Raw genomic sequence first — 5403 nt, 5'->3', positions numbered from 1 at the left:
CGGGGTCCACATCAGCTTGCCTCTGGCACCGCCGAAATCAGAATTTGGCCCAGTCGCGTTATCATTGAGCACATCGACGTAAAAGCCTTCGGTACGCTTCACATAGCCGGTCAAGCGTCCACCCAAGGTTTCTGTGAGAGGGCCACTGACGCCAAACGCCGAGCTGGCCATACCACCAGCCCACGATTCTCGCTGTTCTACATTGGCCTTTACAAAGGCTTCGAACTCCGGAGCTGGGTCGCGGCTTATAACGTGGACTAAGCCTGCCGTTGCATTTTTACCGAACAGCGTTCCTTGGGGACCACGCAACACCTCTATACGCTCTAAATCCGCGAACTCAAAGCTCGCCATTTCATTGCGCGCCAAGGGAACATTATCCACCACTACCGATACGTTAGACTCAAGCGACATACCGGGCACGAGCGTGCCGACACCTCGAACTTGAATTGTCACTTGGCTGGGCTCCGCCTTTTCCGAGAGCTGTAAAGACGGCACCATTTTAGCCAGATCCGACACATTAGTGATGCCATTATCTTCAAGAAAGGTTCGGGTCATAGCAGTAACAGCCATGGGCACGTCTTGGAGATTCTGCTCGCGCTTCTGCGCGGTGACTATCACTTCTTCAAGCTGTGCGTGCTTCTTAACCTCTGCAAATACAAAGCTATTATTGGCGAACAGCACGCACGGCAATATATATCCGAGGCAATTTAATGGTTTATTTTTAAACATAATCTTTCCTATTATTTTTATCTTTTAAAAAGAATACACCAGATCCATTGCATTAATAAACAGTAATATTTCACTAGTTTAATAAGTACCTGATAAACCTGATAAATTAGTCAGCCCCGCGTCAGTAATATTTTTTTGCTTAAGGGAGGGCCGTTTTAACTACTGAAAAAATGACGCAGAACAACGTGAATTTTCGCCGATTATGCATACGCGCCTAACACCTCAGGGTGTTATCGGTTTTGATGACCATCCAGGCAAAAGTTTTATGCGAATCACATCTTATTAGATAGCGGTCGTCACCGGCCAAGTTGTTGTTACTTATATCTAAATCTATTTTTGGCGACAAACCCGATCAATCTTTTAGACTCAGAGACGCTCTGCTAATACCACGTATAAGTGACCTTAGCAGAGCGACAGAACTAACACTATACAAGCGCCACAAGGCGAAAAATCGCCGTAACTGATCGCTATACATCAAGCCCAGTAAGTTTTATCCCTGAGTGACACTTATACTGCTTGTTTATAAAGATCAGCAGTGACGTCATCGCTTCTACCGCGGCCGCATTGGCTATACTGCCAGCGTGAAAGCCGCGCAGACCAGCGGCTTCAACCAGTTCAATAACTACTGCCCGCGCCTCTTTACTATCACCGCAGACCAGTACGTCGCACTCCAAATCACTTCCATCTTGTAAGTGCACCGCAGCTACGTTTTGGAAGGCGGACACCACACTGACACCTTCGCCAAGAATTTTCTGAGCAATTTGGCCGGCGGAACCTTCCTCCGGCAACTGTACGCGGGCAACTTTAGGTGGCACCAAGGGAACTGTGACATCGATGAGTATTTTGCCCTGTACAACATCACGCACGTCATTGAGCGTGGACGCATGGTGAGCAAAGGGCACGGTCAATACAACGATATCTGCGGATGCCGCAGCAGCGCGGTTGTCCGCAGCCTCGACATTAATATTGTCTACGCCGCGTGCATTTAGCATCGCGCTCAGCTCTGTAGCAGCCTGCTGGGCTTTTTCAGCGGTACGAGAACCAATTACCACCCTATAGCCCGCTTGCAGCCAACGCCCAGCTAGACCACCACCTAAATTTCCTGTGCCGCCCAATACGGCGATAAGTTTTGACTCGCTCATTGCTAACCCTATTTACGTTAATGACAGTCACTTGTGAAAACCCAGCAAGTGACAAATACCCAGCAATAAATGACGGGAAATTTATCAATAAAAATTTTTACTAATCACTTTGAACGGCAATGAATCCGCGCTGCAAAGCTCTCCTAGCGTAGACTAGGAACTACTTTAGGGGGGGTTACTAAATGAATGGCCAGTTATCGCCTTTCGGCGGCAACAACTGGCTTTTTAAATCAGCAACTGGCGCGTACGATTAATCGATAACCTTACTACTACGCAGTGTAGCGAGTTCATCGGCGCTATACCCAATACCGGCGAGCACTTCGTCGCTGTGCTCACCAAGCTCTGGAGAGCCGACTGGGTTCAGCGGTGCACACTGTTCATCAAAGCCAATTGGTCCAGCAACGACATTAACACTGTGGCCATTTTTCAATTCCATTGGGAATACAGTTCCAGCGGCCTTAAGCTGGGGATCTTCTCCCAATTCATGGATGGTGCTAATCAATTCCCAGGGCGCATTCCATGCAAAAAATAGCGGAGCCCACTCTTCCCAAGTACGCGAGCCAATGCATTTCGCGATGATGTCACACAGTTCAGCACCATTTTCCATGCGCGCTTCGTTATTAACAAACTTGGGGTCATTTTCTAGTTCTGGCCGCTCTAACATCGCGCACAGCTCAGGCCATGGCTTTTCTGGTGCCAGCAACATCAACTGAATCCAACGACCATCACTGGTTTTATACGCCCGCATCAAAGGTGCTTTGTGTCCAGAACTAAAGCCAGCATGGGGATCGTAATTCGGATTACTTAACGCAATGACCAAATCTGAAGATAGTACCCATGCTGCATTTTGTAACAGCGAGGTTTCTACTACCATGCCCTTACCGGAACGCTCGCGACGGAACAGGCCAGAAGAAACTGCCGCTAATAGAGACATCGCACTAGTGTGGTCGCCAAGTGCCGGACGTGGGCGAGTGGTGATTTCTGCATCCGGTGCGGTTAACAGATCAGCAAAACCGCCCCGCGCCCAAAATGCAGAAGCGTCGTATCCAGCCTTGTCGTACTCCTCGCCTTTATACCCCAATCCGTTGCCCCGCGCATAAATAAGCTTAGGATTAACCGCCATCAAATCTTCAGGATCGAGCCGCAAAGACTTAAGCGCCCGAGGCCGTAGACTCGTCAAAAACACATCAGCAGTCGCGACTAAACGCAGTAAAATCTCGCGGCCTTCTTCAGTTTTCAAATCGATTGCGACGCTTTTCTTGCCACGATTGTTTTGCTCCATTGATAAATTAGCGTTGGCCGTTTCACGGCCGTCACCAATTTTCAATGTCCGGTAAGGGTCACCCAAGCCAGGTGTTTCAACCTTAATCACTTCGGCACCATGATCCGCCAACAGAGCACCCGCTGCAGGCACAAATACATACTGTGCCAATTCAACTACTCGTACACCCTCAAAAATCTGTGTCATTTCAATAGCCTCTTCAACGCATTATTACGCGCATAAAACTGTGTCTAAAAAATAAAAAACCAAGCCACATTGCTTTCACTAAGCAAAATGCAAGCGCTGGAAGCGACCGCGGAAATACAACAGTGGATCACGATGTGGCTCAAACCACGCGTGATTTACTTTTCCAACAAAGATTAGATGATCGCCACCGTCATGTATTGCATGGGTGCTGCAATCAAAAGACGCAAGTGAGCCTGCCAATATCGGTGAGCCACCCTCTTCATGAACGGCCCAGTCCACGCCCTCAAAACGATCGACGTCGCGCTGAGTAAAACGCCAGGCCGCCGGTTGCTGACCAATATGTAAAACATTAATCGCAAAACGTCCGACTTTTTCAAAGGTCGCCAAGTTTGCAGAACTCTTAGCAAGAGAAAACAATACTAGCGGCGGATCAAGCGACACTGAGGTAAAGCTGTTCGCGGTGAGACCAAGCGGGTTGCCTTCGTCATCAATCGTCGTAACGATGGTGACACCTGTACCGAAACACCCCAAAGCATCACGCAAAATTCGGGGTTCAGATCCACTGATATACTGCAGTGGCTGACGGGGTGCCTTGCGCTCTAAAAAGTCGAGCAAAATTGAGTTAAAGGCATCTTCACGATCGATAGCAGCGTAATGACCCGCGCCTTCAACTTCTGCGACTTCAGCACCCTTAATCAAAGACTGGAGTCTCAGCACGGTTTCACCCGTAACGGTCTCGTTGAGCGAACCGCGAATCAAGGTAACAGGGGTAGCAATTTTAGAAGCAGCGTCTGTCAGGCTTTTCTCCATGTCTGACATATCCCGATCAGAGGAAAGCACTCTCGCGTCGCCACGCCACACTAAGCTACCGTCAGCGCCCCGTTTATAAGCAGACAAAATACGCTCGGTAAGCTCTGGGCGAGGTTCGGCCGGATACGCCGCCGCTATTGCCGCAACCACTTTTTCTGGATCGCTAAAAGAGCTAATACGACTGCGCATTGAGTCACCCATGCGCTTCGCGACAGCTTGATCAACCCATATATTCGCGTCCATCAAGGCCATGCCCGATACTAAATTCGGTGCGCCGTCGCCTATAGCTTGAATTGCAATGAGCGCGCCCAAACCGGCAGCCACAACAAAGGCACGACTCGGTAAACCGGCGAGCACAACTTGCAAATCGGCGCTATAGGATTCGAGATCGTAATTGCCTTCGGGAGAGTGGCCACTATCGCCATGGCCGCGCATGTCAATGCATATTGCGTAACGACCAGCATTGGCCAAGGCCGCCGCAGACCCATACCAAAACTCCTTGGTTTGACCAGAAGGTGGCAGCAGTAATACCGGTGGATCTTCAGGTGATCCGAAGGCGCTTCCGGCAATGTGAATGCCCCCAAACCCTTGAAAATTTAACTCAGCCATTTTTCCTATCTCCCAAAATGGTTCGGCGTATAAGCACACATAAGATTCGGTTTCATTTTAGCGACAGGGTTAAGCCTGCCACGCAAACTGAAATATCTACAGTGCACCCACCGGTTAATCTTCTATATCTAAATCGCCAGCTGCTTGCGCTTTTATTACCGCTTTCTCCATCGCGGTTAAGCACGACTCCAGAGCATGGGCGGGATTAAGTTCAAAGCATCGGGTTTTCGGTAGTTCATAAATCAATACGTGACCCGAAGGTACAAAATACGCTTCGCCAGCCTCAATGACTTCATCTGGCCAATCGGAACCAGGGTATTTAACGCGGATACGGCCTTCAAACAAATAGCCGTAATGGGGGCATGGGCAAACGCCACCCGGTAGACCACCAAATTTATACGAATCGCTGCAATCAAGGGGTTCGTTAAGGGTGGTGTAACCCACCTCCATATCACCCCACTTAACCGTTTTAAAGCCTTCACGACCAATTGCGGGCCAGCGATCTCCGCCATTAGGCAGGTCATCAAGTTTGCTATGCGGCATTTTATTATTCCCGTTTTTATTAGTAATTTAGCGTAAGAGTAGGCTAAAAATCCGGCGTACCCAGCCTATTTCAACCTACTCTCGACTGCTTATTCCGCGGTG

General features: G+C 49.2%; 5 protein-coding genes. All 5 read right to left on the bottom strand.

Translation table 11 applies throughout. The features are described 5' to 3' along the window. Positions 1 to 729: TonB-dependent receptor plug domain-containing protein (locus ABYT30_RS15035; RefSeq protein ID WP_373097340.1), on the bottom strand; the 729-nt coding region annotated here is incomplete at its 3' end. 467 nt (positions 730 to 1196) lie between these two features. After that, a complete protein-coding gene (gene npdG, locus ABYT30_RS15030) occupies positions 1197 to 1871 on the bottom strand; it encodes an NADPH-dependent F420 reductase (RefSeq protein ID WP_373097339.1) in 675 nt (224 codons plus the stop codon). Between the two features lie 250 nt (positions 1872 to 2121). Beyond that, positions 2122 to 3339 (bottom strand): CaiB/BaiF CoA transferase family protein, encoded by a 1218-nt coding sequence (locus ABYT30_RS15025; RefSeq protein ID WP_373077461.1) that lies wholly within the window; start codon positions 3337 to 3339, stop codon positions 2122 to 2124. A 78-nt stretch (positions 3340 to 3417) separates the two neighbouring features. Next, positions 3418 to 4758 (bottom strand): alpha/beta fold hydrolase, encoded by a 1341-nt coding sequence (locus tag ABYT30_RS15020; RefSeq protein ID WP_373077459.1) that lies wholly within the window; start codon positions 4756 to 4758, stop codon positions 3418 to 3420. Positions 4759 to 4872: 114 nt separating this feature from the next. Then, the gene (locus ABYT30_RS15015) at positions 4873 to 5301 is read right to left on the bottom strand and encodes a hypothetical protein (RefSeq protein ID WP_373097338.1); all 429 of its coding nucleotides are present in this window, start codon (positions 5299 to 5301) and stop codon (positions 4873 to 4875) included. Positions 5302 to 5403: the final 102 nt, after the last annotated feature.

Source organism: Zhongshania sp. (assembly GCF_041623545.1).
In the GTDB taxonomy this organism is placed as follows: domain Bacteria; phylum Pseudomonadota; class Gammaproteobacteria; order Pseudomonadales; family Spongiibacteraceae; genus Spongiibacter.
The sequence above is the reverse complement of the archived record's forward strand: the minus strand, read 5'-3'. Positions and strand labels throughout refer to the sequence as shown.

What these genes read in the sequence shown, in the direction of transcription:
- npdG (WP_373097339.1), bottom strand. Translation starts at nt 1,871, where the DNA reads ATGAGCGAGTCAAAACTTATCGCCGTATTGGGCGGCACAGGAAATTTA.
- ABYT30_RS15025 (WP_373077461.1), bottom strand. Translation starts at nt 3,339, where the DNA reads ATGACACAGATTTTTGAGGGTGTACGAGTAGTTGAATTGGCACAGTAT.
- ABYT30_RS15020 (WP_373077459.1), bottom strand. Translation starts at nt 4,758, where the DNA reads ATGGCTGAGTTAAATTTTCAAGGGTTTGGGGGCATTCACATTGCCGGA.
- ABYT30_RS15015 (WP_373097338.1), bottom strand. Translation starts at nt 5,301, where the DNA reads ATGCCGCATAGCAAACTTGATGACCTGCCTAATGGCGGAGATCGCTGG.